This is a genomic window from Rhizobium nepotum 39/7, assembly GCF_000949865.1.
Classification (GTDB): domain Bacteria; phylum Pseudomonadota; class Alphaproteobacteria; order Rhizobiales; family Rhizobiaceae; genus Agrobacterium; species Agrobacterium nepotum.
The window spans coordinates 1-25538 of the sequence record NZ_JWJH01000039.1 but is presented as its reverse complement, the minus strand read 5'-3'; the positions used below and the strand labels follow the sequence as shown (position 1 = coordinate 25538).

Sequence of the window (25538 nt, the reverse complement as noted above, 5' to 3'; positions counted from 1 at the left end):
ACAAACGCCGCCCTCAGGGGCGGCTTTTGCGTTTGGAGGACTGGAAAAACCAAGGTAAGCGACAAGCTGAGGCCGTTCAGGCGTTGTAGCTCCACGGCATAAGGGCATCGATTTCGCTACTGGGCCAGCCATTTGCGAGGCGCTCGAGCGTCTGCGTCAGCCAGGCCTGGGGATCGACAGAATTCATCTTTGCAGTCTGCAGCAGCGTCACGATTGTCGCCCATGTCCTGCCGCCACCGTCACTGCCAGCGAAGAGACTGTTTTTTCTTGTGATCGTCTGGGGTCTGATCGCTCGCTCGACTATGTTGGAGTCGACGTCGACAACGCATTCAATGCCGATCGCCAGTGGAATCTGTTGCTGGATATATGGTGATCTCTCGATAGGTCAGATCGAAACGAGGCGCATCAATGAATATTTTTCTGAGACCGCTACAAACTAAGAAAAGCAACGATTTCAACGGGTCTCAAATCGTATGGGCAACGTGACGATAAACCAACATTATGTATGGCGGCTTTATCTAGAGGCATGGGCAACGCCCAAAAAAGATCTGGTGCAAGCGCACGGACAAGGTTGAACCGTTCGACATGATACCGAAGAAGGTGGGAGTTGAAAGGTTCTTCTACGAGTTCTTCGAACTATCAGAGTTAGATCTGCGATATATCGAAGGGGCGATACAGCAGTCGAAAGACGAACGACTGGAGGCGATCAACCGTGGCTGGCCGGAAAGCTTCCAAACGTCTTTCGCTATACGTCGAGAGCTGTCAGACACAGCACCTAGCCCCGAGCATCGTAAGAAGCTTGAGACTAAGCTCCAAGAGATCGAAAGGACGATGGGTGAGACCTTTCACTTTCACATCGAAGATCGTGCACTCCCGATTCTCGACGATCTTCGGAAAAAAGATCTCGGTTTCTTTTCGGACAAGAAAGCATGGGTCGATTTCGTGTTCTACCTTTGCAACCAGTATTTTAGAACAGCGAAGCTCAGGAATGCCATGCTGTCGATCCCGAACCTAATCGGCCATGACGTGAAACGGACATGGCCGATCGAAGCATTCATCTACGCCTCCAATCTAGGCGCAAGCTTTGCACGCCAGAAATCCACCTATCGGATCGTGTTCTTGAACAATCACTCGGATGTCTCGTTCATCGCAAGCGATCAGCCGGTGATAAATCTTTTTGGGTCGAGCGACCCAGAAGTTGACCTTTACTACCCCCCGAAGCCTGACCTCGTCATGATCTACACAGCCAACCCCAGCCGTTACGGGGGCGAGAACGTCGAGTTGGGCAGGTTTGGCGTCGAAAGCTACAACCACAGGCTATACGCTCAATCAGGCACGCAGATATATGGAAACGACCCCGCATACCTGAAGGAACTGTCGCAGCTGCCCAAAAATCTAATCGCGCGAGATATTGCCCAAGGCTCGCTGGAATTCTGCATTGAACGATGTCGAGGATCAACCGTTGCCTTGTTGCTTTGGATCGCGAGCGGGCTGGGCGAGAAACCGTTCTCAGCGCCGCCGTCCTGGATAGCCAGAGCGTCAAGGCCATCGAAAGCTGCGGCCCGCGCGGCGATGATGCGGGCAAGAGGCGTAAATGCCAAGCTATGTGGACACGGGGTAGGTGCATTTTTGCCGGTGTGCGCATCAACGTCCAAAACCGAACTATTTCAGATGTTTAAGCCTTCTGAAGTCGTGGTCACAGGTTCACATCCTTTCAAGGCGCAGAACTCATTCGGTGACAGGCCAACGGCTATTGCGATTTGTGCCACATCAGCCAGAAAAAGTAGGGCGTACCGACGAGTGCAGCCAGCGTGCCAGCGGGTATCTCATATGGAAACAGGAGATTTCGGCCAAGCCAGTCAGCTGAAACCATGACGACTGCTCCGAGAATCGCCGAGATAATGAGTTGAGAAAGTATGGTTCTGCCGCCGGTCATCCTGGCGAGATGAGGTGCTATCAAACCGACGAAACTCAAAGGCCCTATGGTCAGTACTGCTGTTCCGGTAAGCAGCGATGCAATGAGCAGCAGCGTCAGGCGGCTTGCACCAACATTGACCCCGATCTGGCGCGCCGTCACGTCTCCCAACGGCAATATCTCAAGCCAGCGCAGGGTAAGAGGGAGGATCGCTGTCACGCCAAGGGCGACGCTTGCCAGGGCTAGGATGTCGAAAATCGTGACCGAATAGGTTGAGCCGGCAAGCCATGACAGCAGGCCGGCGACTCGCGGATCAAATCGCACCGTGATGGCCGACAACAGCGCGCCGAATACTGTCGCAAGGGCCACGCCAGTCAGCAACATCCGTTCCGGAGACGCCGATACATTTCTGGCGAGCGCGAAGCTCAGGGCCAGGGTCAGGAAGGCTCCGCCGCTGGCTGCAGACACTTTCAGCGCATGGCCCGAAGCTGGATCAAACAGAAATAACAAGGCCACTCCCAGGCCAGCGCCAGAACTTATCCCGAGAACTTCCGGACTGGCCATCGCATTTCCGGTGACCCTCTGGATGATAGCGCCCGCCACAGCGAGCATCGCTCCTGCAATTGCGGAGGCAGCGACACGAGGCCAGCGCCATTCAAAAGCGGCATTTCCATCGGAAACACCCTGCCAGAGCCAGCCATCAAGGCTCTGCGCGGATAAAAGCGACGCCCATATTATAATGACCAGCAGGACGGCCCATAAGGCGAATGCGATGCACGGAGCCTTGGTGACGTTGCGTCTTGCAAGGGAGGCGCCAGCGTCGCCAAGGCTCGCGCCACGGAGTCGCGGCAGCATCCAGAGCAGGAGGGCGCCGCCGAATATGGCCGTCAAGACACCGGTCGGCAGCTCGTTGTCTGACAGTGGATTGATCTGCGTGATCTGATCGGCGAGCCAGAGAAGAATGCTCCCCAGGAGGGGCGTCGCGACCACCCGTTGCCTGAATGTCCTGGCGCCTGCGAGCCGCACGATCGCCGGCGCCGCTATGCCCACAAACCCGATCACGCCCACCGCAGCGATGGTGACGGAAGCCAGCACGACCGCAAGCAGCAATCCGGTTAACCGAACCGCGACCACCGGTACGCCCAGACTGCGGCCGCCATGCTCTTCCAGTGCAAGCAATTCCAGCGGACGGATCATCAGAACGGCCAGTAAAGCGCATATCAGCAGCACAGGTGCCACGTAGGCTGACGCGTCCCAACCGAGATTGAGCAGCGAGCCGGTATTCCAGAGAAAGACGCTCCGCAGTTCTTCGTGGAAGAACAGCGCCAGCACGGAATTGATCCCGCCACAGAACAGGCCGACGACAAGGCCGGCCAGGATCAGCCGCAGCGGTGAGGCGAGGTTGCGCGATGCCAGCGCAAGCGTCAGGCACATAGCCGAAGCCGCGCCTGCGCACGCAACCGGCACAGGCGGCAAGGCCAACGAAGGAACGAGCAAGGCCGAGGCTTTCAGGGCGAGTGCCGCACCCGCCGACACACCGGTTGTCGACGGCTCGGCCAGTGGATTGCGCAGGACTTGCTGGAAAATCAGGCCGGAGAGCGCCAAGGATGCGCCGGCCAGCAGGCTTGCGGCTATGCGCGGAAAGGTGATGAAATGCACGATCATCTGGCCAGGAATTTCGAAATCCGGCGCTAGTAGCGCTTGCCACCATGCTGACAGAGGAATGTCCAGCCAGATGTGATAGAGGCTCAGAAGGGCGGCCAAGGCTCCGGGAATACATAACAATGGAAAGGAAAAGATAAAACGCCTTTTGCGTCGCGTTTCAGTTTGCGGAGAGATGATGTCGTCCCTCCAATGCCTGCGTGAGGAGCCGGGCAATTCTATCCGCTTCGGGAAGTCCGCCGAACAGCCAGCTGCGGGGTAGGACGACGAGTTGCCGACGTCGAACGAAATCGAAACTGTTCCAGAGCGGGTTGTTGCTTAACGGGGCAGGCACCGGGCCGAAATGGATGATGATCGTGTCGTCCAGCGCGCCCAGATCTCGCATTGTCACCGGCAGCCAACCCCAGGTGTCGCCGCTCTCCTGCACAGAATTTCTCAGCCCCAGATGCTCTTGGACATCGTGGACGAGGCTGGCAGTACCAAGCGTCCAGAAGTCGCGCGGCGTCGCTGCCCATAGCTCCATCACTCTTTTGCCTTCGAATGGTCTTAGACGGGAGCGGTAGGCATTCATGTGATCTTCGAAGCCGGCCATATAATCTGCTGCGCGCTGCGTGACATCGGCGATCTCCGCGATTTGCAAGAATGATTGCCGTGCACGATCGAGAGGCGCCGGTGTGCCGGTATAGATAGATAGCTCCGTCAAGGACGCGATCCGCGCGAGCTGTTCGGTATCGGTTGGCCACTCCTGCGAATGAATGATCCGCTGAGGTTGGATCCTGGCCAGAAGCTCAAGGTTTGGTTGGTGCAATGTACCAATGTCGAAGACCGAGGCTGGAAGGCGGGGCTCCTCGACATACTGCTCATAGCGCCAGCGTTCCGCCATGCCGAAGGTCTCGACGCCAAGGGCCAGAAGCGACTGCGCGTGGGCGAAATCCAGCACGACAAGGGGATGGGAGGGCGTTGCTCGCGCAGAGCTCCCTCGAAAGCCGGGCATGAGGCTCAAACCGGTAGCGATACCGGTTTGCAGCACATGTCGGCGTGTCGGTCGAAGGACGGTTGGCCCCACCCTCATGTTCAGAAATCCACAGTCGCCGACAGCTTGAAAGTGCGGGGCGTGCCCGTCGTTGCCCAGCCACCGTCTACCCCGGCCCAGTAGTTTTTATCGAACACGTTCTCCACCGACGCGCGCAAGACGAGCGGATTGCCAAATGACTCCGTCTTATACTGAGCGCCGATATCGAACCTGATCCAACTTGACAGTTTCTGGGTGTTAGCCTGATCGATGAATTGGGAACTGGTCGATATCATTCGGCCGGACAGCGTCAGGCCTTCCGCGAACTGCGGATCCCACTCGATGCCCAGATTGGATTGCCAGCGGGGTACGCCGATAGCGGTATTTCCGTCATAGAGGCCATCATCCGTCTTGGTCAGCGTGCCTTGCGTATAGGCAATGCCGCCCAGCAGGCGCAGATTTTCTGCGGCCTCGCCGAAGACGTTGAGCTCGACGCCGCGGTTCCGTTGCTCTCCATTGACGGTGAACACCGAGTTGCCGAAGGCATCGGTGGTGATGCTGCTGCCCGGCTTGGCAATCTGAAAGACACTGGCGGTCGCGGTGAACGTCCCGAAATCATATTTGACCCCGGCTTCGAATTGCTGCGTCAGGATGGGAGGGAAGATCTGGCCCGCGTTCGATGTCCCGGCCCAGGCCGTCGGTCCCTGCTGGAGACCCTCGATATAGTTGGCATAGATGGACAGGTTGTCTACCGGCTTCACGACCAGGCCGAATGCTGGTGTCAGCGCGTGCCTGTCATATGCCTGAGACGTACTGCCATCCGGATTGAACACATCGACGCCGATCTGCTGGTAGCGCACGCCTGCGGTCAACAGCACATGATCGTCCAGGAATGATATGGTGTCGGCAAGCGTCACGGCCGGAGCTTTGACGTTCCAGTACCTCGGCGGACTATCGCTGAAACCCGCGGTCGAGGGGCGGGCGACGGTCGGCGCGTTGTATATGTTCGTATCGAATGCCGCGAAGCCGTAATAATTGCTTTGCTGATTGAGCGCCTGAAAAAGATAGGAGCCGTTCAGGTTGACCTTGTGACTGATCGGGCCGGTGTCGAATTCGCCTCTGATCCCGGTCTGAGCAGAGGCTGAATGTCCGTGGATCGGGCTGTAATATGCCGTCGCCGTAGCATTGCCCAAGGCGTCGTTGACGAAGATGTCGGTGGAGAGAGATTCCTGAGAATAGCCTCGGTAGCCGACGCCGCCATAGATGGTCCATGACGGATTCAGGTCATATTCGAATTTTCCAAGCACATAGGCACTCCTGGTGTTGGAGTATTCCCAATCCTGATAGATCTGCTTGCTTAGATCAGGTGCAGCAGGATTGCGTATGTCGGAAGAAAATCCGAAGCCGGCAGCGCCGGTCGGTACATCCGTTTGCTGATCGACATAGCCAGCGTCGAGACTGGCCCTGAAGTCATCGCCACGATAGTCCAGTGCGATGGTGCCGACGCCGAGCTGAGCGGATTGTCCGTCGATTGCGGTATTGCCGCCTCGAAAGATGCCGTTGACCCGGACACCCCATTCCTCGTTTTCGCCGAACCGTCGGCCGAAATCGAGATGGGCTCCGGACTGGCTGTCCGACGCGTAGCTTGTCGTGACGCGTGTAACGGGCTCATCGGTGGCCCTTTTCGGGACGACGTTTATCGATCCTCCAAGAGAACCATACTGGGAATATCCGTTCAGAAGGGCATTCGGCCCCTTGAGGATTTCGACGCTTTCCTTGGTTTCGACTGGAATGATGCGGTCGGGTGCAATGCCGCCGTAGCCGTCGATAAGGACGCTATATGTGCCAACTGAAAAGCCGCGAATGTAGAAACTGTCACCGACACCGGCGGACGATCCCATGCCACTTGTATAGACCCGGACGGAGGGATCATTGGCCACCACATCGGCGATGGTAACAGCCTGCTGATCCTGGATCGTCTTCGACGTGTAGCTGGCCACATTGAAGGGTGCATCCATGATGCTTGTATTGCCCAGCATGCCGAGCTTTGCACCCGATGCGACCTGGCCGCCTGCATAGCTGGGCGGGGCTTCCCAGGAATTGATACCCTCGCCAGCGACGGTAATTGTTTGCAGGACGGTTGAGCCGTCAGTCGTGATCGCGCTGTCGGTGACAGGCGCCGTTACCAGGGCAGCCGTCGATGGGCCGGAGATCCGGGCACCGACGCCGGTGCCGGTCAACATAACTTGCAGTGCTTGGGCTGGTGTCATGGAGCCGTTGACTGACGACGACTGCTTTCCGGCAACCGCTTGTGACGCAAAGCCGACTTCCCAGCCGCTTGCGCGGATGAATGCGTTGATCGCCGACGAAAGGGGCTGTGACGGGATATTGAAGCTGACGGACTGTCCGGTGATCTGCTGCTGCGCTTTCGCGACCGTGGGAAGCATGAGACTTACACCACCAAGAACACTCGATGTGACAAGCAGGGCTGTCAGATGGCGCCTGCCGCAAAGCGGCCGGTTCCTGCCAGTTTCATCCCTTGCTTTAGCCCGCGCAATCAGCCCCATGGTCGTCCCTCTTAATCCTGATCCGAGGGCCGACACGCATCATGCTTTTTCGGCCCATACACACCTGACAATCGGGCTGGGTAAATCTCACAAAAAAAGTTGATTATTTAACGAAGGATTATAATCCCGCCAGGAAGCCGTGTCACAGTCGCGCCCGCAGCGGTGGCCAGCGAGTGGATGACCCGCTCGGGATTATCGAGGCGGTAGCTACCATTGACCCTCATGCTTGAGAGTCTGGCATTCGCCACCAGTATTGACTGGCCGTAGTATCTTTCCACTTCATCCAGAACCTGACCGAACGGTTGGTCCGTGAAGACGAGCCGTCCCTGAAGCCATGCAAGAGAGGTCGAGGTGTCTGACTTCCTGACAGCAGACAGATTATTGGAGGAGGCAGTGATGCTTTCCCCCGGTTCGAGCGATGCCACATCTTTGCGGTTCTGGAGAAGCGAAACATCGATATGGCCCCTTTCCAACACCACTGTGTCTTCCGCATTGTCGGTGCGGACTGAAAACGCCGTGCCTTTGACTTCCACTTCCGAGAAACTGGCCGCCACCGTAAACGGCCGGGCCGCGTCATGGGCCACATCGAAATATGCTTCGCCCCTAAGAAGGGTCACCGAACGCTTCGTCCCCTGGAAATTCACTGACACAGCCGATGCGGTGTTCAGGATCATCCGTGATCCGTCGGGCAGCGAGACCTCTTCATGCGGACCTGTGGGCGTCGCATAGTCAGCCCGCCAGCGCAGCATGACGTCCGGATATTGCTGAATGCCTGTGGCCAGAAGCACCGCCGCCGCTGCCGCCATCGCGATCCGGGGCAACAGTCTTCGTCTTGGTCCGGCATGGCGAAGATCAACAGCCTCGCGCAAAGCAATTGCGTGTTCGGATCGGGTCGCGATCTCGTTGGCCACCATGTCCATTTCGGGAAGTCCCCATGTGCCGACGGCGAGATCGAAGGCTCGCGAATGCGAAGGATCAGCCCGGAGCCAGTCGTCTAACCTAGCGCGAAGGTTGGCATCGTCGGGCGAGGCTTGCAGCGTGAATAGCCAGTTCAGTGCAGCGTCCATTGCTGGATCCGGATGCACGAATTGCTGCTCTTCATTCTCGCGCCTATGCGTGTCGCGTTCCACTCAGCCCATCCCTATCCGGCAGTCGCCAGATCGGGCCGCCTTATTCCTGAGACACTTCACAAACCGGAATCTCCCAAAAATCCTCTTCGCCGGAGGCGATATGGCAACGCTACCCGTTCCCATTGGTAAGCAGCCGGGTAATGAGACGAATTCAGCCACGGTCGATTTTTTCCAGGGCGTCGAGGCAATGGGCATGGGCGAGCTTCAGATCATTGAAAACCGTATTGGGTGACACGCCGAGGTGTTCGGCGATCCGCGGATACGACCATTTCTCAATGCGGCTTAGCATCCAGACAGTCTGTGCACGCTTGGGTAGTTTCGCAATCGCTTCAGTGAGGAGTTCCAGCCGTTGGCGATGAATCAAATCGGCTTCCTGAGACGGCAATGGCGAAGCGATATTCTCGACATCGGTGTCGTACAGGTCGTTGCGTTCCACGCTGCCGCGCATGTCCTGGTGCCGCTTGTGGTTGATAGCGAGATTGCGGGCCGTTTGATAGAGGAACGCCTCGATGTGCTCGATCGGGCCGTTTTCGATCGCCTTTCTGGCGCGGACATATGTTTCCTGCGCTACATCCTCTGCCGTTTGTGGATCGCGAACGATCCGCATGACGCTCCAGATGAGCGATCTGCGTTTGCTCAGAAAGATGTCGGTCAGCCTTGCAGTCACTTCACTGGCCCGTGAACACGAGCCAACGGCAGGATGTCCGCAACGGCAACCACGTAGCCCGGAGAATACGTTGGCGCATCTATTTTGGATGTCTTGCGGCGGTCGTTTCCCAAAGAAGCGCGTCCATTCGGTTGCGGATTAACAATGCTGACAAAAGATCGAATTTGTATAACAGACGAGATTTTAGATGAAACTGCAAGGAATTAGAACGAATACGCCGTGCGGACGCCTAATTCTCATGCTGGAACAGATCCTATTAAATCCGGGACATATCCGACAGCCTTCTGCGGCCAGATGGCGCCACTCTGCGGTGCGTGATGTGGCTTGATGACGCTGATCTTCGGGCGCTCGGCGAATATCCCAAAACCATCGGCAGCGACATGCTGTTGTCAATCGGCGCGGCATACAATCGGGATCGGGCTTGGAATCCAGGTCCTGCGCCGGGTCTCGTCGGCTACGCCGAGCAGGTGATCGGAGACATAGCCGGTGCAATGAAAAAGGCTGGTCCGCACAATGGGACCAGCTTTTTTTGATAGCGCAAGTGCGCAGTCGGTGATGGCAAATCACATGGCAGGGAGGATGGTGATGTCGCGCAAGCCGTTGTCTGCGCCTGTGATCCTGCCGATTTCGGTGGCAGACCCGGTTTCGAGGTTGACTGTGTAGAGCGTGTTGCTGGCGGCCAGATATGCGGTGTTTTTGTCGCCTTCCTCGCCGTGGATATCGAATGCATAGGTAGCCGGCGTTTCCTTGAGGCCGAGCTTGCCGATTGCTTTCAGTGTGCCGTCGTTCGGCTTCGTCTGCTGAACCAGAGCGCCGATGGTCGCGTCGATATTGTACATCGCCGTCTTTTCCGGCTTGCCTATCGAGTTGGTATAGGCGGCGGCTACGATGTTTGGCGTTTCTCCCTTGTGCATGTCGCCATCGTCAAAAGCGAGTGTTCCATCGACCGTCACAGCACCTGTATCGGGATGCACGCGGTGATTGTTCGTTCCGGTCATGAAACGAAGACGATCCGCTGCCGGGTTGAAATCGACCACCACCGGCGCTTCCGTCACGGCCAGCATTTTGTCCATCTTGGCAACATCAGTCGCGGCGCCTGTCTCAAGGTTGATGGAGACAATGCGATGATCCGGCGTCACACCGATGACGCTCTTGTTACCCGGACGAAAATCGATGCCAACGAGCTTGCCGACGCCGGTGACATCCATTGTCTTGGTGACGGCAGGTTTTTCAGTGTCGAACATGACGAGCGTTTTATCGCCGGTCAGCCCGAGGACCGGTGCTGAAACCGCGATGCTTGCCGATGCTGCGAAAGCGGCGGAGGCGATCAGAGTGGAGCGGATGATATTCATGTGTTTCTCCCGTGCGTTGAACCGTTCGGAAGGCGTCCAGCGTTTGTCTTTCGACGCTTCCACCATTCAAGACACCTGATGCAGTGCATTTGGATGCAGCAGCGAAAAAATATTTGCGAGATGCATCCATATGCCGCCGCGATGGGTATTATGCCCATGCCGACCGTGCTGGTGATCAGACGTTGAAAGGTTTCAAATGCAGATGGGCTCCGTGCCGGACGATCTACACAGGGCGCTTACTGCCTGCGCAAAAGGGGACAAAAACGCATTGCGTGCGATTTTCGATCGCGAGGCAGGCCGGCTGATTGCAGTGGCGGAGCGCATCGTCAAGCGCAGGGAGCTGGCGGAAGAGGTGGTGCAGGAGAGCTTCGTGCGCATCTGGACCCATGCGCACCAATATCGGGCAGACCAGGGGTCGGCGCGCGGCTGGATTTACGCGATCGTCAGAAACCGGGCGCTTAATCTTCTGCGAGACAGCAGGCGTGAACTCGCCGTAGAGGATGTTGAAACGCTTCGCGACGGCGCGCAGGCGGATGAAGTGATGGCCGCATGGCAGAAGCTCGATCGGAATTCACGCCTTTATGAATGTCTCGGCGGTCTTGAAGAGGCAAAGAGACAGGGCATCCTGATGGCCTACGTGGCCGGATATTCCCACGGCGAAATCGCCGGCCGGTTGCGCATTCCGCTTGGAACGACGAAATCCTGGATCAGGCGCGGCCTTTCGGCGCTTCGGGAGTGCATGGGATGATGTTGGATCGCAAAGATATTCCCGCCGTCGCCGATGACTATGTCTTGGGTTTGTTGGAGACGTCGGAGGCCGTAGCTGTTGAGGCCGCAATGGAATCGGATGGCGAATTGCGGGCAGCAATCGCGGCCAGCCGTGAGCGTTTTCTGCCGCTCGATACCGCCGTCCAGCCGGCAACCGTCAAGGGTGAACTATGGAGCAACATCGAATCCCGCCTGCCGCTTCCGTCGACATTCGCGTCCCTCAAGCCCGCTCAATCGGCAAACGACAACGGGACAAACCGCTGGCGCGCCATTGCCGTGTCCGCCATTGCCGCAACCGTTGTACTCGCCGCCGGCCTCACTTTCAGCCTGACACGGACAACGGAGCCGCTGGTAATAGCAGTCCTCGTCAACGAAGCGGGCGAGGTTCAGGCTGTTGTAGAGGATTTTGGCAACGAGAGAGCAACCGTGCGGATGCTGGCCGATTTTGCAGTGCCTGGAGACAAGACGATCCAGGTATGGACATTGCCCTCCAGGGAGGTTGGCCCTGTCTCGCTCGGTCTGATCGATGGCGTCCGTTCAGCGCGTCTTGATGGACCGGCTCTGCCGACCCCCAGAAGCGACCAGCTTTACGAGATCACGCTTGAGCAGGCAGGCGGATCACCAACAGGCAGGCCAACCGGGCCAATCCTGGCAAAGGGCTTCGCACGAATGCCGCGATAGATCCGCCAAAGGCCCAGCCGATAAGATCGCGGCGAAATTTCCTTCGTCGCATTGTATTCGCCGGTTTCGGGAAGAACACCATCGTGATGTCCCGAAACTGGCCGCAAATCACCAAAGCAGTTTGTTTATCAAGCGCCAAATGCGCCATCGATCGTGTGCATCGCACCCGTCACAAAACGGCTTCAGGCCCCTGTCCCCCGTTCCACATTTTGCACCGTCAGCGTTACCCAGCAGTGTTTACCCGCGCATAAGCGCCGGGCGGCATTCCTACATGCCGACTGAACGCGACGCTGAAGGCGCTTGCCGAGCCATAGCCGACGCGTTGAGCAATCTCCGCCGTGGCAACATCCTTGCGAAGGAGTTCCTTCGCCAGCGCCATACGCCAGCCGATCGCGTATTCCATCGGGGCCACGCCGACCTCCCTCCGGAAACGATCGAAGAAGGTCGAACGGGACATCGCGGCATCCCGCGCGAGTGTTTCCACCGTCATGCTGCGGCCGGGATCCGCGTGAATCCTGCGCAAGGTCGGTGCCAGTAGCGGGTCAGCCATGCCGCGCAGGAGACCGGGCGGGGCCGCAGCGCTTGCCGTTAAGCGCAACGCTTCGATCAACAGCACCTCCAGCAACCGGTGAAGCACCATCTCACGCGCGGTACGGTCGGCTCTGGTTTCGTCGTTTATCATCCCGACCAGCATCATCAGTCGATCTTCGCCCTGAACATGGATGACCTCCGGTAGTAACGAGACGAGAAGAGCCTTGTCATCCGAGCCAAAGGCACAATGACCAACCATCGCCTTGATTTCGGCGCGCGCTTCAGGGTCTCCGAGCCGAAAGACACCCGGGCTGGTCTCCAGACGCTGCGCAAGCGCCCCGCGGGGCGGCGGTTCCATGCTGCTCATCGTGAACGACAAGATTTCTGGAACCAGCACGAAGTCGCCGGCGGTGAGCAGCATCGGCTCCCGGTCGGTGATCGTCATCCGGCAATGGCCTTCGACCACGGCGCAATAAAACGGGCTGCCAAGTTCCGTGCGCTCGACGAGCCAGTGGCCGCCGCCCGTCACCAGCTTTGAGATCGACGGGATTGGCTTGAGCAGGGAAACGACTTCGGCAATTGGATCGCTCATGGTTTCGGACTCACGCTAAAGAATATTGGACAATCAAATATAGCAAGTCCGAGTTGGCTGGTCCATCTCTTGGTAAGTTAATCGTCAGGAGACAGAACATGCCAAACATCCTCATCACCGGTTGCTCATCCGGTTTCGGCCTCGCCATCGCGCAGACATTTGTGACGGCAGGATGGGACGTGGTCGCGACCATGCGCACGCCGCAGACCGATCTGATACCCCGGAACGACAGGCTCGCTATCCTGGCATTGGATGTCACCGACCCTGAGAGCATCACGAAGGCGGTCGAAGCAGCCGGACCGATTGATGCCCTCGTGAACAATGCCGGCGTCGGTATGCTCAACGTCCTGGAAGGCGCGGAGATGTCAAACATCCGCGAGCTGTTCGAAACGAACGTGTTCGGCGCGATGGCGATGACCAAAGCCGTTCTTCCGCAAATGCGGATCCGTCGCTCTGGCGTCATCGTCAACGTCAGCTCCAGCGTTACCCTCAAGCCCTTGCCCGCACTCTCCGTCTATAGCGCCAGCAAGGCAGCGCTGAACGCTTTCACGGAAAGTCTCGCTCTTGAAGCCGCTCTGTATGGCGTCCGGGCCAGACTTGTTCTCCCGGGTTCGGCGCCGACGACAGGGTTCGCGAAGAATGCGATCGCCCGCATGGGACTGGATATCCCCGAGCCGTACAACGCCTTCGTCCACGACGTCTTCACAGCGCTGCGCTCCGGAACGGACGTCACGACGCCGGAGGATGTGACAGAGGCAGTCTGGCGTGCCGTGACGGAGCCCGAAGCGCCGATGAAGATCCCCGCAGGCGCGGACGCTCAAATCTGGTTCAACGAGGCTGGCCACACGCTGGCCTGAAGACGCCTGCCGGGACACCAATGCTGAGGAGCAGCCCCATGAACATTCTGATCGATCTCGCCAGACATATTCCGACGCCTGAGCCCACGCTCACGGTGGCCTACACCCCGATCCGCTTGCCGATGCCCGACCGCCAACCGCTGGAACTGCGCCTGACGGCACCCGCGACGGGCAGCGGCCTCCCGATCGTGCTCTTGTCGCATGGGTTCGGCCCATCCAACTATATCCCATCCAAAGACGGGTACGCCCCCCTGGCCCAGTTCTGGGCGGAACGCGGCTTCGTGGTGATCCAGCCGACACATGCAAGTTCGCGCATTGGCGGCTTGCCCTCCGATGCACCCGGCGCGCCATTCTTCTGGCGCGAGCGCGTCGAGGAGATAAAGTCGATCCTCGACCAGTTGCCGGAAGTGGAACGGCAGGCATCCTCCGTTGCAGGCCGGATGGATCCCTCCCGCATCGGTGCGGCTGGTCATTCCTTCGGCGGGCACACGGTCGGGCTCCTGTTGGGCGCGCAGCTGAATGACCAGGATTTCTCCGATCCACGCATTTCGGCAGGTATCCTGCTGGCTGCGCCCGGACGCGGCGGAAAGGACATGACCGAGGAGAACGCTGTCCGGTTTCCGTTCTTTGACGTTGACTTCTCGACCATGACGACACGAAGCCTCGTCGTTTGCGGTGATATGGACGATCCGCATTTCACGCCACGTGGTCCTGAATGGCATGCGGATGCTTTCCATGATGCGCCGGGGGCAGAAGCGCTTTTGATGCTGCGCGGCGTCGGGCACGGGCTGGGTGGGATCGCCGGACTGGATGCAAGAGAAACCGAGACCGAAGCGCCTGACGTTCTGGAAGCAACGAAGCGTCTCACTTTCGCTTGGCTTCAGACAACACTTGGCGTCGATCAAGGTGCATGGACCGGCGCGTGTCTTGCGGTTGAGGGGGAGGCGGCCCCGCTCGCCAGTGTCACGCAAAGGTAGGATCAATCTCGCTCCAACCGAAACAAGCTGCAGCAGCGCATTCGAAAGAAGGGTTCAACGCGAAGTGCCGGTGCGTCAGAAGCCGTCAGGCGGAGGGCCGACTTCCCCGTTGCAGAGTTACAGAGGCTTAGTTTTTCGAATAATGGGTTATGGGTTCGAACTGGTTCAAGACCTTAAGCGTGAAAGTTCGATAACAACATCCGACGAACGGGGCGAGGTCTATTTGACGGTTATTTAAGTTGGCCGATCAACATGCTGCCTTCGCTCTCTCAGTAGCACTTCCTCCTTGCTCCACCAGGATCAGGGAGAAGCCTGCGCACCCAGACCAAACGCGACCATCGCCGCTTCACACGCACGCGTAAACTGCATCGACGGACCTTCTTTGCCGGCTGCAAGTTTGCTGACGCGCGCTCCCTCCAACAGCATGGATAGCGTATCAGCCAAAAGTTCAGGATCGCTTACACCTGTCGAACGACAAAGATCGGCAAGCCGGGAATGCTGTTCCAGCTTCAACGTTTCTATTATCGCATGCGCAGGGTGTCCTTGCTCCTTCAACTCTACCGCAGCATTGGCCAAATCGCATCCATAGGGCTCGCTGGAAAGACATTGTGCGCGCGCTTTAACCCATGCCTTAAGCTGAGCCCTCGGGTCGCCTGGGTTCTCTGTTTCGAGATTTTCCCAACCTTTCTCGAGCGTTCGAGAACTGTGCTTGAGCGCTTCACACACAAGATCGTCCTTAGAACCAAAATGTCGGTATAACGTCATCTTGTTGGTCGAGGCGGCTTCGGCAATGGCATCAACACCAATGCCGCGTATCCCATGCTCACGAAACAGTTGACAGGCCGTTGACACGATCCGGTCACGAGGTGCGATTTTCTGCTCGGAAGCGCGATCAGATTTCTCGGATTTCATGAGTTTAATTTTTATCCTGAAGCGGTGTTGACATGAGTGTGACTGGTCAGTAACTATTCAAATGTTACTTACCGGTAACACCTCGGCGTGAGCCTGTCAAGCAACGGCCCGCTTTCAAAGCTTAGGAATTATCGAAAGGAGACTGCGATGAAACACACGACGGACGAGATGACGCTCGCTGAGATTTTCAGAGATCCACTAATTCGTGCAGTCATGCGCGCCGATGGCGTTGGTCTGGACGATTTCGAAGAGTTGATGTATTCGGCGGCGACGTTTTTGAAGACACGCGATGGCACAGCATTTGGTGGACAGTTCGAAACGGCCGGGCCTGTAGCTTCGTCGAAGCGTACACTCGTAACCACCATACAGCCTTTGTTCGCAGGTTTCTTTAAGCCGTGCGCCGCCCATATGTAACTCTGAATGTGGCCTGCATCACCATCTCACACGTCGGGTTTACCGTGGTGATACAAAGCAGATAATGGTCCAGTTTCTAGCCATCCTTTCCCTCCAAGGTATGCAGAAGCATACGTAAAGGCGTCAAGACAACTAAATACGTAATCGCTCCGCGGGTAGCTCGAATTTCGACACGGGAACGGGAGGGGATCAACGGGTGGGCGGTTCAATTCCTATCAAGAGCTTAATTGGACACATTCATTGCGGCTCGTAAGGTATCGTTGATGCGCTCTTGCCAGCCCGGACCGTCCGCCTGAAAATGCGCGAGGACATCGCTGTCGATCTTCAATGATACAAGCTCCTTGGTGTTAGGGATTACAGGCCGTTCAACGGCCGGCGCTGCGACCTTCTTTGCCGGTTTGAACAGCGCCTCGGCTGCGTCTTTCGGATTGGACGGTCGTCGGGGTGTTGCCACGGTCATATCCTCTTGTGTCGTGCGCTTGAACAGCGCAGCTGGTCAGTTTTTGTTTACAGGCTGGATGTCCAGCACAGCGGTGGTCGCACCCCACGTGTAGTGGGCGTGCCACCTGAACTCATCTAGGGTGTTGACTGGAAACCTCTTTTGGCGGTGTGGGCGGATCGCTCCGAAATGAAAAGTGGGTCAAATTCGTGCGATAATCAACAGCCCTGCGGCATTTTCTAAGAGATCAGGTCTGTTCCGCTCTGGGGGTACTCAAAGCCATCAGCATCTTGACGAATGATGTGATCTTCGCCTGAAGAAATCTGACAACCGTGGCCGGTGTCCCGCCGCGACGCATTTCCCGGTCGAACAGGTAACTTAGCCCGATAATGACTACGCTCACCAGCGCAGCCTGAAGAACGGCCGATCCAAGGGTGTCCGGCGTATCGCGCCAAGCGTAAAGGATCATGTTGCCGAAGGCGAAGGTGAACAGGCTGGTACGCCCGAAAAACACGAGCTTTTCCAGCTTCTTCTTTCCCTCGTGAGACAATCCCTGAGTGGCGAGCACGGCCAGGGAGGTAAGGGCAACCGCGCCGCAAAGGCCGGCAGCAAAATAAAGCGGGTCGCTATCCATTCGCAACGACATGTCGCCAAGTTCCGCCAACAAACTTTCACGGCTTAAAAGAGCACCGAGTGCTAATGCCAGAGTTGAGGCGACCAACAGAAACGAGGCTCTTTTAGCAATATTGCCCGTTGTTGCAGAACGAGCGGCTCGGTCACCTGCGATGAGCCTCCCAAATGCCATTCCTCCGATGATCAGGCTAAGTCCGTGAAGGATCGACGGGCCGCCGAGCTTAGCGTCGCCGATACCAAACAAAAACGTCGCTACCCTCTCTGCGTACATGTTCATCTGAAAATCGATAGGGCTCGGCAGTGCCCGAAGGATCGGATGGGCTGCATGGACTGCGACCGCGGCGAAGAGAAGCGGCAGCAGGCCGGTTCTGTTGCGCAACAGCAATAGGATTGGGGCAAGGAAAAGAACGACGGCATAGAATTTCAGAATGTCGGTGAATGGTGTAACTCCCAGGAGCATCATGGTCGCGATCGAGAATTTCAGCGAATATCCGTCTGGGACCAGATACAGCGCTACGACCGACAGACAGTATAGCAGCCAGCATTGTATGGCACGCGAAAACAGCCGCATGGCAACGAGCCCCTGTTCACCCGGGACAAATTTGGGCCGATAGATGATTTCGAGCATCGTGCCGAAAAGCAGGATGAAGATCGGCGTCGCCAGCGCCATCAGCGCGCGCAATAAGTCTGCAGACGGGCCGCTCCAGAAGTGATCCATTGCGGTGACGACCCAGACATGACTGAGCATTGCAAAAAAGATAGCGACCGACCGGGTGAGATCTATCCCGACGATCCTCGAAATCGCTGCGGTACCCGCCATGACAAGCTCTTTCAACCGAATCCAGGTTATTGCAACGCAATAAGGATGGCCTAAATGAGGCTGAGGCGACCGTTAATACCTCGCAAGCAGCCAAAGAAGCCAGCTAAAGCCCCGAGGCCTTCGTCAGGTTAACTCGAAACCGGTCCCGCCGTCGTTGATACCGCCGCGTCATCTCGGCGGTCGTGTGCCTCAGATGCTTCTGAACATAACGCTCGTCGACCTCGGCAGAGGAGGCGAGACCGGCTCTGAGTGAGTGCCGGAAAATTTGAAAGCGCGCTCAATCTCGCTGAGGTCACCACGAACGCCGGCGGCCATCGCCGCCCGTTTCACCAGCCGCGGCACTTCTGTGTTTGGTCGTGCTCATTCCGTTTCTCTCGGCACCAGTGCCGAGGGCGAGCGGAAATAGGGGGCGCCCGTTAACAAAATATGTTCAGGGTAGCGTTACACCGGCGGTGGCAGTTCAAGAGGGCTCAGCGGCGGGGCTGGAAGGGAGGGTTCGCGGGGAGCCGGCTGCACGGAACGCAGTGGAGGAAGCTGGGCGGAGCACCTGTTTGGGGAAGAAGGGCAATGCCCCTCGGCCCCCCACAAGCTGAACATGGTGCGGGAGCCGCGTCTCTTTGCATGTCTCTGACCCGGATCGGCTCTCTTCGAGTGATGGGCGCTACGTCCCGCCCGCCGGGACGCTCGACATGCTACGGCCTGTATGGCCGCTCAAGGGGAGGGGCGCCCGCGTTGCGCAGCAAGCGAAGGCCCTGTGGGGGACGATGAAGAGTACCGGAGAAATCAGCATCGCGCCGCCACTGAGCAGGATTTTGGGCATTCTCGTCACTCTAAGGGCGGTAAGAGCGCAGCCGCAGGCGCCTCAATAGGAGGGGCGGAACCGACTGCACCTGTCCGTGCGTTCCGTATGAAGGTAGGGGAGGGAGCGCGAGGGCAGGGTTCAGGGTGTTCCTCGTTACCGCCCCACGCGGTTCGCAGCGGCGCGGGGCAGGCCCACAAGATGGAAGGCGTCAATTTAACGCCTTCCTGCTCATCTTCCGTTGCTCGCCATAATACTCCTCTGCAAGCAAGATGGTAAGTACCCGCTTAGTGATAGCAGGGTTATCGGGGCTTCCGTGGAATAGCCCCCTAATTGCCGGACAGTTTCTGCCACTTAAATAAGTGATAGGACTACTGTTCACATTATGACTGGTAATAGCATTAAGATGGAAATTCTTTCCGGCCCTGAGCGGCGTCGACGCTGGAGTACAGCGGAGAAGCTTGCGATTGTCCACGAAACCTACGAGACGGACGCGACGGTCAGTCTAGTCGCCCGTCGTCATGGCATTGCGCCTAACCAGCTGTTCGCGTGGCGCAAACTTGCCTCACAGGGTGCATTGGTTGCAACGGCAGCCGAAGAGGAGGTTGTCCCTGCCTCGGAATACCGGGCGCTTCAGGCTCAGGTGAAGGAATTACAGCGCCTGCTGGGCAAAAAGACGATGGAAGGGGAAATCCTCAAGGAGGCCCTCGAAATCGCCAACGGCCCAAAAAAACGACTGCTACACTCAATCTCGCTGCCGAAAGACGTTTTGCGATGAAGGCGCTATGCGAGACGTTAGGCGTTGCCCGGTCGAATATCGCTGCGCGCGCCACAGGCACCCTTTCCAGAGCCCGAGGGAGACCTCCGCTTCCCGACGCTGATCTGGTTGCTCAGATCAAGGCGGTTATTGAAGAAATGTCGACCTATGGCTATCGGCGCGTTCATGCCATTCTAAGGCGCAAGGCCCGTGAACAGGGGCGTTCATGGCCGAACGCCAAACGTGTTTATCGCGTGATGAAGCAGCATGATCTGCTCCTTCAGCGCCATACCGGAGCTGCCGGTGAACGCAGACACGACGGGCAAGTGACCGTTGAGCGCTCCAATACCAGATGGTGCTCCGACGGCTTCGAAATCACGTGCGACAACAAGGAAAAGGTCCGCGTTGCTTTTGCGCTCGACTGCTGTGACCGGGAAGCAATCGCTCATGTGGCCACGACAGAAGGCATCAAGAGCGAAGACGTGCAGGATCTTGTCATCACGGCGGTAGAAAACCGCTTCGGGCGCATCAATATGCTGGCAGAGCCCATCCAGTGGCTTACCGACAATGGTTCATGCTTCATTGCGAAAAGCACCGCGTCCTTGCTCCGGGATATCGGTATGGAACAGTGCAGAACACCAGTGCGTAGCCCGCAGTCAAATGGAATGGCTGAGGCTTTCGTCAAAACATTCAAGCGCGACTATGTCCGGATCAACCCGACCCCAGATGCCGAAACCGTCATGGCTCAACTGCCATTATGGTTCGAGCACTATAACAATCTTCACCCGCACAAGGCTTTAGGATATCAATCTCCACGAGAGTTCCTGAGCCGAAATGCTCAATCCTGAAAATGTCCGGTTTTTAAGGGGCAACTCCATTCCGAGCCATATCGTATGGTCAGGTCGTAGTAGTCGATTTTCCAGAACTATAGCGCGGCGATCAGGATGAGACGAATCTCACTTAGATTGCCGCTACGCACAGAACACCTTATGCCCTTCAACGGTCACGGCCCCGAAACCATGCTCCTCATGCGGGTCGTTGTCCGGCAGGCTTTAAAGATCGGCCTTCTGGATTCCCATTTCGAGAACTCATCTCGCTCCGGCGACCGTCAGACTTTTTCTTGCCGCGCACATCGTGTGAGCTGGAAATCGGGTTCCTGTGTTTGTGCGCTGGCACGTGGCGGTCTTCACTCCTGGAAAACTGCATTTTCCGCTCGTCCCGTTAAACGCCGAGCTTTCGTAGCCCTATAGTGGCATGCCTTCCGCAGTCGCACTTCAGCGGACCTCGACGAAACTCCCCCGCTCATTGAAGTAGCAATTAAAGAAGGTCGAGCCGCGCTGGCCGTCAAACCAGCCTTGCACAACGTAGCGCGCGCCGATCTTGTAAGCCGAATTGGTCGTGATCTGATTTGGCCGCCGCTCAAAAGTGGAGGAAGCCTCGCCCGCGCAGAAACGTGGCATGTCGATCAGGCTGATTTCAAGGTCCTGCCGACGCTCGACTTCCTCGGTCTTGCGGCCGTGACGTTGATGCGCGTTGATTTGGCAGATGCCATTTCCGGACCCCTGACGCGTATAGGAGACTGCGACGCTGCCGTCTGGATTGACGCCGATCGACACGGTCATCGGGCCGTGACTGGCTTCGTAGTAGCTTGAATTGAAGCGACGCAGTTTCGCCTCGTTGCCATCCAGATAGACTGGACCACCTTCGTCCGCATGCACCTCGACGTGACCCGGGCAGGTCGCATTGAAGAACGGGACATCCGCATGCGCTGTGCCTGTATCTCCCAACACCGCAAAGGAAAATGTAGCTGCCAGGATCGTTCGGCTCATGTTAACTCCTGCTGCAGGAAATCTCGGTCGAGGCTATATGTGAGTTTTCACATATACAAGTACATGGCACCTCACCGCGAAAAATCTCACCTCCAAAACGGCATCTGCCGCGTTCGCCTCTCGACGTGAAAAACGTCCTATAGATTTTGTCTATGGATAGTACAGATAATTTGGATCGACGGACCGCGCCGGCGGGGGCCGTTTGTCATCGAACTGTCATGAGCAGCAAAGTATAAACTCGCCATGTTTTTGATCGTATAGTTCGCTCTTCGCAATGTGATGTCAAAGTGTTTAGCAAGTAAATATAGCTGATAACGACCTGCAACGTCAGTCTACGCGGTGCAGTACGATGGTGCGTGCGAAGAAGATTGAAGGAAATTGACGGAATGAATGCAATATTGGTAGCTGACCTTTCGAAAACCTTCGGGCGAACCTGTGCACTCGCCGGTGTCAACCTGAAGGTTGAACGCGGGGAGATGGTGGCTCTGATCGGGGCTTCCGGTTCGGGCAAGAGTACGCTCATCCGCCATATCGCCGGGCTGGAACCGAGCGATGCCGGAACAGGAAGGATCGAAGTCTTTGGCAGGGTTTCCCAGATGGGAGGTCGAAGAAAGCATATGCCGAAGCAAGGCGCTATCGCCGTCATCTTCCAGCAATTCAACCTTGTGGGCCGGCTCCGCGTCCTCACCAACGTATTGGTCGGTCACCTCGGCCGGACGCCACGGTGGCGCGGGACCCTCGGTATCTTCAGTCGTGCCGAAAAAGACAAAGCACACGAAGCGCTGGCGAGGGTCGGAATCCCGCAGGTGGCCTGGCAGCGCGCGTCAACACTTTCGGGCGGTCAGCAGCAGCGTGCAGCGATCGCTCGCACTCTCGTTCAGGAAGCTGAAATCCTGATTGCAGATGAACCGATTTCGGCGCTGGATCCATCGTCTGCGCGTCGTGTTATGGACGTTCTCGCCGATATCAACGGCAAAGACGGCATTACCGTGCTCGTATCCCTTCATCAGGTGGAATACGCACGCCGTTACTGCCCGCGCACCATTGCGATGCGTGACGGCGCGGTCGTCTATGATGGCCCATCGACGGCCCTCTCAAATGAATTCCTTGCCGAACTTTATGGTGCGGCCTCGGAAGAACTGGTCCTGCCGGACGCACCGGCCGGTCATTCCGCTCCTGCTCCGACGGAGCTTCAACGACGCCACGCCGAGCCTCTGCCGGCCTAAAAAACTCTCAAACATGGAAAACACGATGAACGCGATCCTGAAAAGCATGGCGGCGATGTCCGTCGTCTTCACTCTGAGCACCGCCGCTTTCGCGGCGGAAACCATCAATTTCGGCATCATCTCCACCGAATCCCAGCAGAATCTCAAGGGCAACTGGCAGCCGCTGCTCGATGCCATGAGAGAAAAGACGGGGCTGGATGTGAAACCGTTCTTCGCTTCGGATTATGCCGGCATTATCGAGGGTATGCGTTTCAACAAGGTGCAGATGGCTTGGTACGGCAACAAGTCGGCCATGGAAGCCGTCGACAGAGCCGATGGCGAAGTCTTCGTGCAGAGCGTTGCCGTCACGGGTGAGCCGGGCTACTGGTCGGTCGTCGTCGTCCCGAAGGACTCGCCGATCCAGAACATCGATCAGCTCCTCAAATGCGATCAGTCCCTCAACTTCGGCCTTGGGGATGTCAACTCGACCTCGGGTTATCTCGTGCCGATGACCTTCGTGTTTTCCAAGAACGGCATCGATCCGAAGAAATGCTTCAAGAACGTCACCAACGCCAATCACGAAACCAACGCCATGGCGGTTGCCAACCGCCAGGTTGATGCTGCCGCCAACAACACCGAAAACATGGCGCTGATCAAGCAGAACAACCCGAAAGCCTTTGAAAAAATCCGTGAAATCTGGCGTTCGCCGCTGATCCCGTCCGACCCGATCGTCTGGCGCAAGGATTTGTCTGAGGACGCCAGGACCAAGATCCGCGACTTCTTCCTTACCTTCGGCACGGTTCAATCGAAGGGTAACGTCGAAGACGAGAGGAAAATCCTCGCCGACCTCAAATGGGCACCGTTCCGCGCATCGGACGACAGCCAGCTCCTGCCGATCCGCGTGATGGAACTGACCAAGTCGATCAGCCAGGCAGAGGGCGACACCAGACTGGACGCTGCTGCCAAGGAAGCAAAGATCAGGGACCTGTCGGCACGGAAGGCGAAATACGAAGCCGAACTCGCCAAGGTTTCCAATTGAAAAGCAAGCATATGGGGGATGGGCCCGAGCGGCCTGTCCCTTTCCGACAGGAGCGACATCTATGAGCGACATGACCATCCCGACCCAGGCCGCTTCCGCACCGGGCGACCACAGCCGCGCACGCAACGCTGTGCTTATGCTGACGCTCCTTGCCGCGTTGGCGCTTAGCTGGGGACCGGCCGAGATGGGGCGTTGGACCTATCTCTTCACCGACTCCGCCAACATGGCCGAATATGCGAAGGGGTTCCTCAATCCCGATTTCAGCGATTGGCGGTTTTATCTGGAAGAGATGGTGGTTACCGTTCAGATCGTACTGTGGGGTACGGTTCTTTCCGTTTTCCTGTCCATTCCGTTTGGTATTCTGTCGGCGCACAATATGGCGCCATGGTGGATCCTGCAGCCGGTGCGCCGCCTGATGGACGGGTTCCGGGCTATTCATGAAGTCGTTTTTGCCGTTCTGTTCGTCGTTGCCGTTGGTCTCGGCCCCTTTGCCGGTGTCATGGCGCTGTTCATCCACACAACCGGCATTCTGGCAAAGCTGTTTTCGGAAGCCGTTGAGGCCATTGATCCGCGACCGGTCGAGGCGATCCGCATCACCGGTGCGTCGCGTATCCAGCAGGTCCTGTTCGGCGTCATTCCTCAGGTCCTCCCGCTCTGGATCTCGTTTTCGCTTTACCGCCTGGAATCCAACATTCGTTCCGCCACCGTACTCGGTGTGATCGGGGCAGGGGGGATCGGTCAGGTGCTGTTTGAAAATATTCGGGGCTTTTATTATCCGCAGGCTTCGGCGATGTTGATTATCATCGTCGTCACCGTCAGCCTCATGGATCTGCTGTCGCAACAATTGCGCAGACTGGCGATTTAGAGAGTCGCCTTGATGAACGCAGAACGCAGACGGCTCGGGGGAGGCTTCGACGCCGTCCTGACCTCAAGATCGAGGTTTGTGAGGACTTTCAGATTCAGGGCCCTCATCCATTTTTTCACAACAGGTTACGACAAGGCAAGACAAACCGCATGGCACTCTGCGCTAGTGCCTGCGGCTTGATGACCCCGAAAACTGTCGTATCGCATGCGCGACATCGCCACATTCTGCTCATCGAAATTTACAGATGATACTGTCCCGTCAAATTCTTCAGAACCTGACGTTGAGTTGCGCCTTTACAGAGTGGTCTCGGGCGTCTGCTGCAAGCTGGCCCTGATAGCTGACACCGACTGTGGCGGAAGGCGTGACGGCGAAGTCCAGCCCCGCTTCCAGTACGGCGGCGTCTCTGGCGACAGGCACGCCGGCGATCGAAAACACGTCCCCGCCGGCAAAGGCCTGGCTTAGCCCCGGCGTTACGTCACCGTATGCGTGGCGCCAGCCGATCATGCCTCGGGCGGAAGCCTTCACATCGCTGATCAGGAAGTCGGTCGAGGCCCGCATACCGAAGGTCGGGGCCAAGGACGGTGTCGCCATGAAAGCCAGCATCGTGGACGTGGAAAGGACGTTCAGGAGTCGCCTGTGAGTGTTCCGCATGTCAATTCCGTCCCCTCTGATTTGCATGAGAACTTTAACATAAACCAATAAGGCGTCTATAATGCAACACCCGCAATCTGAACGGGTAATATTTCATATGCGGCGACACTAAAGGCGAGGTTGCCGGTCCGCGCCATCCTCCACCAAGATACCATCTGTCTCAGCCGCGCCGGTGCTTATCAACAGGCAGAGATCCCTTCCGCCGAACGGCTCGACCGCCTGCACCGCCCACATGTCCAGCTTCGGGACTGTTGAAGTTTCAACGGGCAAATCCAGCGTTGACATCGGTGCGAAAACCATCATCAGCAGTTCCGCCTTGACGGCGGGGTTGCCCAAGCGGGCAATTCATAGCCTGCGGCCGCGCGGCAAAAAAGGCTCCCGAACAATATCTCCGTTTCAGCGCCTGTTTTGAGAAAATCTCGCCATGGCCACCTACCATGGCAGAGAGAAAGTTTTGACATTTG

At 57.4% G+C, this 25538-nt stretch carries 24 protein-coding genes and 3 pseudogenes; 11 read left to right on the top strand and 16 right to left on the bottom strand.

From position 1 onward, the window contains the following. Nucleotides 1–76: 76 nt before the first annotated feature. A pseudogene (locus tag RS75_RS25980) lies at nt 77–322 on the bottom strand (transposase domain-containing protein); the annotation flags it as partial. 1129 nt (nt 323–1451) lie between these two features. On the opposite strand from RS75_RS25980, the pseudogene RS75_RS27495 reads away from it, so the two are divergent. Further along, nucleotides 1452–1628, top strand: a pseudogene (locus RS75_RS27495) (IS5/IS1182 family transposase); the annotation flags it as partial. Nucleotides 1629–1750: 122 nt separating this feature from the next. On the opposite strand, the gene fhuB reads toward RS75_RS27495, so the two are convergent. The 5 genes from fhuB to RS75_RS23635 all read right to left on the bottom strand — a co-directional run bounded on the left by fhuB (nt 1751) and on the right by RS75_RS23635 (nt 8953). Continuing rightward, a complete protein-coding gene (gene fhuB / locus RS75_RS23655; protein WP_084687193.1) occupies nt 1751–3679 on the bottom strand; it encodes a Fe(3+)-hydroxamate ABC transporter permease FhuB in 1929 nt (642 codons plus the stop codon). A 58-nt stretch (nt 3680–3737) separates the two neighbouring features. Further along, nucleotides 3738–4517: an ABC transporter substrate-binding protein gene (locus RS75_RS23650; RefSeq protein WP_045025027.1), complete on the bottom strand. Its 780-nt coding sequence runs from the start codon at nt 4515–4517 to the stop codon at nt 3738–3740. Nucleotides 4518–4651: 134 nt separating this feature from the next. Next, a complete protein-coding gene (locus RS75_RS23645) occupies nt 4652–7036 on the bottom strand; it encodes a TonB-dependent receptor (RefSeq protein WP_045025026.1) in 2385 nt (794 codons plus the stop codon). 227 nt (nt 7037–7263) lie between these two features. Further along, a complete protein-coding gene (locus tag RS75_RS23640) occupies nt 7264–8286 on the bottom strand; it encodes a FecR family protein (protein WP_045025024.1) in 1023 nt (340 codons plus the stop codon). A 151-nt stretch (nt 8287–8437) separates the two neighbouring features. After that, complete coding sequence (locus RS75_RS23635) at nt 8438–8953, bottom strand: RNA polymerase sigma factor (protein WP_045025022.1); 516 nt, start codon at nt 8951–8953, stop codon at nt 8438–8440. 317 nt (nt 8954–9270) lie between these two features. Between RS75_RS23635 and RS75_RS23630 the strand changes: the two genes are divergently transcribed. After that, the gene (locus RS75_RS23630) at nt 9271–9486 is read left to right on the top strand and encodes a hypothetical protein (protein ID WP_045025021.1); all 216 of its coding nucleotides are present in this window, start codon (nt 9271–9273) and stop codon (nt 9484–9486) included. A 30-nt stretch (nt 9487–9516) separates the two neighbouring features. Here RS75_RS23630 and RS75_RS23625 read toward each other — a convergent pair whose 3' ends face one another. Beyond that, entirely contained in the window at nt 9517–10305 is a 789-nt protein-coding gene (locus RS75_RS23625) for a DUF4394 domain-containing protein (RefSeq protein ID WP_045025019.1), read from the bottom strand. A gap of 202 nt (nt 10306–10507) precedes the next feature. On the opposite strand from RS75_RS23625, the gene RS75_RS23620 reads away from it, so the two are divergent. Together RS75_RS23620 and RS75_RS23615 are read left to right on the top strand one after the other, a co-directional pair. Next, complete coding sequence (locus tag RS75_RS23620) at nt 10508–11053, top strand: sigma-70 family RNA polymerase sigma factor (RefSeq protein ID WP_045025034.1); 546 nt, start codon at nt 10508–10510, stop codon at nt 11051–11053. Next, nucleotides 11050–11754, top strand: coding sequence for an anti-sigma factor (locus RS75_RS23615; protein WP_045025017.1), 705 nt, complete (start codon nt 11050–11052; stop codon nt 11752–11754). The genes RS75_RS23620 and RS75_RS23615 overlap by 4 nt, the downstream gene beginning before the upstream one ends. Before the next feature lie 223 nt (nt 11755–11977). Here RS75_RS23615 and RS75_RS23610 read toward each other — a convergent pair whose 3' ends face one another. After that, nucleotides 11978–12877: an AraC family transcriptional regulator gene (locus tag RS75_RS23610; RefSeq protein ID WP_045025016.1), complete on the bottom strand. Its 900-nt coding sequence runs from the start codon at nt 12875–12877 to the stop codon at nt 11978–11980. Between the two features lie 98 nt (nt 12878–12975). Between RS75_RS23610 and RS75_RS23605 the strand changes: the two genes are divergently transcribed. Together RS75_RS23605 and RS75_RS23600 are read left to right on the top strand one after the other, a co-directional pair. After that, complete coding sequence (locus RS75_RS23605) at nt 12976–13734, top strand: SDR family oxidoreductase (RefSeq protein WP_045025015.1); 759 nt, start codon at nt 12976–12978, stop codon at nt 13732–13734. 38 nt (nt 13735–13772) lie between these two features. Beyond that, nucleotides 13773–14711: an alpha/beta hydrolase family protein gene (locus RS75_RS23600; protein WP_045025014.1), complete on the top strand. Its 939-nt coding sequence runs from the start codon at nt 13773–13775 to the stop codon at nt 14709–14711. Between the two features lie 300 nt (nt 14712–15011). On the opposite strand, the gene RS75_RS23595 is transcribed toward RS75_RS23600, so the two are convergent. After that, nucleotides 15012–15623, bottom strand: coding sequence for a TetR/AcrR family transcriptional regulator (locus RS75_RS23595; protein ID WP_045025013.1), 612 nt, complete (start codon nt 15621–15623; stop codon nt 15012–15014). A gap of 147 nt (nt 15624–15770) precedes the next feature. Here RS75_RS23595 and RS75_RS23590 point away from each other — a divergent pair, with 147 nt between their 5' ends. Beyond that, a complete protein-coding gene (locus tag RS75_RS23590) occupies nt 15771–16037 on the top strand; it encodes a hypothetical protein (protein WP_045025010.1) in 267 nt (88 codons plus the stop codon). A 223-nt stretch (nt 16038–16260) separates the two neighbouring features. Here the strand turns inward: RS75_RS23590 and RS75_RS23585 are convergent, their stop codons facing one another. From RS75_RS23585 to RS75_RS27215, 3 genes and pseudogenes are all read right to left on the bottom strand, one after another. Beyond that, a complete protein-coding gene (locus RS75_RS23585; RefSeq protein WP_045025009.1) occupies nt 16261–16497 on the bottom strand; it encodes a BrnA antitoxin family protein in 237 nt (78 codons plus the stop codon). Nucleotides 16498–16723: 226 nt separating this feature from the next. Further along, entirely contained in the window at nt 16724–17929 is a 1206-nt protein-coding gene (locus RS75_RS23580) for a DUF418 domain-containing protein (RefSeq protein WP_045025007.1), read from the bottom strand. A gap of 103 nt (nt 17930–18032) precedes the next feature. Next, a pseudogene (locus tag RS75_RS27215) lies at nt 18033–18274 on the bottom strand (integrase); the annotation flags it as partial. A gap of 839 nt (nt 18275–19113) precedes the next feature. Between RS75_RS27215 and RS75_RS23565 the strand changes: the two are divergent. Next, a protein-coding gene (locus RS75_RS23565; protein WP_152643190.1) for an IS3 family transposase occupies nt 19114–20333 on the top strand; the annotation gives its coding sequence in 2 pieces (ribosomal slippage) (nt 19114–19450 and nt 19450–20333; 1221 coding nt in all). Nucleotides 20334–20456: 123 nt separating this feature from the next. Here the strand turns inward: RS75_RS23565 and RS75_RS27490 are convergent. Together RS75_RS27490 and RS75_RS26965 are read right to left on the bottom strand one after the other, a co-directional pair. After that, nucleotides 20457–20534: a DUF3768 domain-containing protein gene (locus RS75_RS27490; protein WP_200893665.1), complete on the bottom strand. Its 78-nt coding sequence runs from the start codon at nt 20532–20534 to the stop codon at nt 20457–20459. Between the two features lie 225 nt (nt 20535–20759). Continuing rightward, nucleotides 20760–21314 carry a P-loop NTPase family protein gene (locus tag RS75_RS26965; RefSeq protein ID WP_200893664.1) on the bottom strand — a complete coding sequence of 185 codons (555 nt, stop codon included), beginning with the start codon at nt 21312–21314 and terminating at the stop codon, nt 20760–20762. A 368-nt stretch (nt 21315–21682) separates the two neighbouring features. Here RS75_RS26965 and phnC point away from each other — a divergent pair, with 368 nt between their 5' ends. From phnC to phnE, 3 genes are all read left to right on the top strand, one after another. Further along, complete coding sequence (gene phnC, locus RS75_RS23555; protein ID WP_234704325.1) at nt 21683–22540, top strand: phosphonate ABC transporter ATP-binding protein; 858 nt, start codon at nt 21683–21685, stop codon at nt 22538–22540. 25 nt (nt 22541–22565) lie between these two features. Next, nucleotides 22566–23558, top strand: coding sequence for a phosphonate ABC transporter substrate-binding protein (gene phnD, locus RS75_RS23550; protein ID WP_052679746.1), 993 nt, complete (start codon nt 22566–22568; stop codon nt 23556–23558). Nucleotides 23559–23619: 61 nt separating this feature from the next. Beyond that, on the top strand, nt 23620–24423 hold the full coding sequence (gene phnE / locus RS75_RS23545) for a phosphonate ABC transporter, permease protein PhnE (protein ID WP_045024998.1): 804 nt from the start codon (nt 23620–23622) through the stop codon (nt 24421–24423). Between the two features lie 267 nt (nt 24424–24690). Here the strand turns inward: phnE and RS75_RS23540 are convergent, their stop codons facing one another. Together RS75_RS23540 and RS75_RS27005 are read right to left on the bottom strand one after the other, a co-directional pair. Further along, entirely contained in the window at nt 24691–25074 is a 384-nt protein-coding gene (locus RS75_RS23540; protein ID WP_052679745.1) for an autotransporter outer membrane beta-barrel domain-containing protein, read from the bottom strand. A 259-nt stretch (nt 25075–25333) separates the two neighbouring features. Then, nucleotides 25334–25538 (bottom strand): hypothetical protein (locus RS75_RS27005; protein WP_210165685.1); only part of this gene is annotated, 205 nt, incomplete at its 5' end.